Origin of the sequence: Halodesulfovibrio sp. MK-HDV (assembly GCF_009914765.1) — a bacterium.
GTDB lineage: Bacteria > Desulfobacterota > Desulfovibrionia > Desulfovibrionales > Desulfovibrionaceae > Halodesulfovibrio.
Window position 1 is genome coordinate 1 of record NZ_WYDS01000047.1, and the last position, 3193, is coordinate 3193.

Below are 3193 nucleotides of genomic sequence, written 5' to 3' on the forward strand. Positions count from 1 at the left end.
CGGCACACCTCAGACAAAATGCCCTGTTATGGGAAACACCATCAATAAAGATCTATATGCAGATCACAATGGTAAACGAGTGTACTTCTGCTGTCAGATGTGCTCGCCAAAGTTTAAAAAGAACCCGAAAGTTTTTATCAAAAAACTTGAAAGCCAGGGTGTAGAGTTAGAAGTCGTTAAGTAATTTGCGATTACATGCTCTCAGATACGTGCGGTATCTGGGGGCATGTAAGATCGTTAGGGGATGTGAGATGCAGTTACCTCGTTATATAGGTAAAGTAGTTTTTGGTGCCGCGGCTTTTGCTTTAGTGGGCGGGATATGGGCATCAGGTATACTTATGCCAACAGATGATGACACCAGCAAAGTTACCCAGATAAAAGCTGAAAAGCAGAGTGCTGACCAAGTGCAGACAAAGGGCAAAGTTGTATGGACATGCTCTATGCATCCGCAAATTCAGCTGCCACAACCGGGGAAATGTCCGCTGTGTTTCATGGATTTGATCAAATTGGAAATTGACGCCAACAGGGCCGCATCAGAAAGTTACCGCCAAATCGAATTGGATGGTAATGCTCGAAAGCTTGCAGAAGTTGCAGTTACCCCCGTTACCCGTCAGTTTGCATCAGCCGACCTGCGTATGGTTGGTAAGGTTGACTACGATGAATCCCGTGTAGAAACCATCAGCGCATGGACTGCGGGACGTATTGACCGACTGCTCATCGCCAAAACGGGTAGTACTGTCCGAAAGGGGCAGCCAATGGCTGTTATCTACAGTCCTGAATTGTATTCAGCGCAGGCAGAATTAATTCAGGCAACCAAAGCCACATCAAAGCTGACTTCAAAAAGTTCTTCTATCATCCGCAAATCAGTAATGAATAATATTTCGGCTGCTAAAGAAAAATTACGCCTTCTTGGTTTGTCTAAAGGGCAAATCGCAGCAATTTCCAAACAAAAAGCACCATCCAAAAACCTTACAGTATATGCTCCACAAGCAGGACTTGTGATACGTAAGGATGTTGTGGAGGGTGCTTATGTAAAAGCCGGTGAACCACTTTATTCTATTGCTGATCTTTCAGCTGTATGGGTAATACTTGAAGCGTACGAAACTGATTTGTCATGGATTAAAATAGGGGACAAAGTCAACTTCACTGCGGATGCATTCCCCGGTGAGCAATTTAATGGACGCATCGTATATATCGATCCAACGGTCGACCAGAAAACTCGCACCGTTGCTATACGAATTGAAGTTACAAATGCCGGTGAAAAATTAAAGCCGGGCATGTTTGTACAGGCATCTCAAAAGAAAGAAACTTCCGGTGACGATTCGTCTTTAGTAATTCCGGCATCAGCTCCATTGATTACTGGGAAACGAGCTATTGTTTATGTCCAGAACCCAGACAAGGAAGGCGTATACGAGGGTCGTGAAATTATTTTAGGTGCAAAAAGCAACAATACATACATCGTTAAAAGCGGGCTGGATGAGGGTGAGCTGGTAGTAAGTAAAGGAGCTTTCAAGCTTGATAGTGCGCTTCAAATTATGGCGAAACCAAGCATGATGAGCGACACTGCCTTACTTTCTGCATCTGACCAACACAATGCGCATGACGATCACAAATCAAATCACCTTGGTGCTCCATCAATCTTAATATCCAAGCTGTACTTCATGAATAAAGATTTCGAAGTGCTAAGCAAAGCCTTGCAACAAAAAAATAGTGTCGCTGTTCAAGCGCAGTTTACGAAAATTGGCAACAAGCTGAAGTCGATGGAAACGTGGATGCTGGAAGGCGAAGCAATGCTCGCATGGAAAGAAAACGGAATGTTGCTTGCCAATGATTGCGTTTTAGGCGCCGAGGCAAGTTCATATAAACGTCAACACGAACTTTTTGCGCTTGCCCTCGTTCACTATAAAGCTTTGAAGTCTGCTTTTGGTGTTGAAGCCGCGGCAACGTCACTAACTCCAAATTTACAAGTCCCTGAGAAGATCAAAGCACAGATAGGCGCTGCGTTAACTGCGTATATAGATGTTTCTGAAGCATTGAGTAATGACAATGCAGACGGAGCTCGTGTTGCACTGAAGGGCTTTGCCAACGCATTAAATTCAATTTTAAGCGCAGGATTACCAGAAAAAACTATGCAATTCTGGTCCGAACAAAAGCGAACAATCACATCTGCAATTGCCGATATGCGTAATGCCTCCGACATTACCGGAATGCGTAAAGGATTCTTTACAGTTTCAAAAAGTATGCTGGACATATCCAAACGTATGGGAATTTCACTTAACGGCAATGTCTATGAAGTATTTTGCCCAATGGCTTTTGATAACAAAGGGGCGGCTTGGTTACAGCAGGATGAAAACATCCGTAATCCATATTTTGGCGCGGCTATGCGTAACTGCGGCGAAGTCAAGAATCAACTTGCTGTAGAGTAAAGGGGCATCCGTGGCTGATATTGAAAAGAACACAGAGCAGGGCGTTACACCTCCAATGACTCCCTCCAGTCAGGACTCCGGTTTTGAACATGGCGTCGTCCCGCGCACTATTACTGAAAAGCTCATCTACTTTTGCTTAAAACGTAAACTGGTAGTCATCCTTCTAGCCGTTCTCATGATTGGCTGGGGGGCTATGGTTGCGCCTTTTGATTGGGATTTAGGCGGCATTCCCCGTGACCCAGTGCCTGTAGATGCGATTCCCGATATCGGAGAAAATCAGCAGATAGTCTTCACTGCGTGGGCTGGGCGTTCTCCGCAAGATATGGAGGATCAGGTTACGTACCCGCTTACGGTATCTTTACTGGGGATACCGGGGGTTAAAACGGTACGAAGCTATTCAATGTTCGGCTTCTCAACAATTTACGTCATATTCAATGAGGATGTTGAATTTTACTGGTCACGTTCTCGCCTTTTAGAAAAATTAAATAGTTTGCCACCAAGCACATTGCCGCCAGGAGTCCAACCAACGCTTGGGCCGGACGCAACCGCATTGGGCCAAGTATTCTGGTACACAATAGAAGGACGCGACCCACAAGGGAATCCGACTGGCGGTTGGGGGCTTGATGAACTGCGCAGCGTACAGGATTGGCTAGTTCGATACGGACTTCTTTCTGCTGAAGGAGTATCGGAAGTTGCTTCTGTAGGTGGCTTTGTCAAAGAATACCAGATTGATGTTAACCCAGACCGCGATGCGCGCTTATGGTGTA

At 45.3% G+C, this 3193-nt stretch carries 3 protein-coding genes; all 3 read left to right on the plus strand.

Annotated elements, in window-relative coordinates; all coding sequences use genetic code 11:
• Positions 1-184, plus strand: a 184-nt coding sequence (locus MKHDV_RS18510; RefSeq protein WP_160717964.1) for a TA0938 family protein, incomplete at its 5' end; no start/stop codon positions are given.
• Between the two features lie 67 nt (positions 185-251).
• On the plus strand, positions 252-2426 hold the full coding sequence (locus tag MKHDV_RS18515; RefSeq protein WP_160717966.1) for an efflux RND transporter periplasmic adaptor subunit: 2175 nt from the start codon (positions 252-254) through the stop codon (positions 2424-2426).
• A 55-nt stretch (positions 2427-2481) separates the two neighbouring features.
• On the plus strand, positions 2482-3193 hold a 712-nt coding region (locus MKHDV_RS18520), incomplete at its 3' end, for an efflux RND transporter permease subunit (RefSeq protein WP_160717968.1).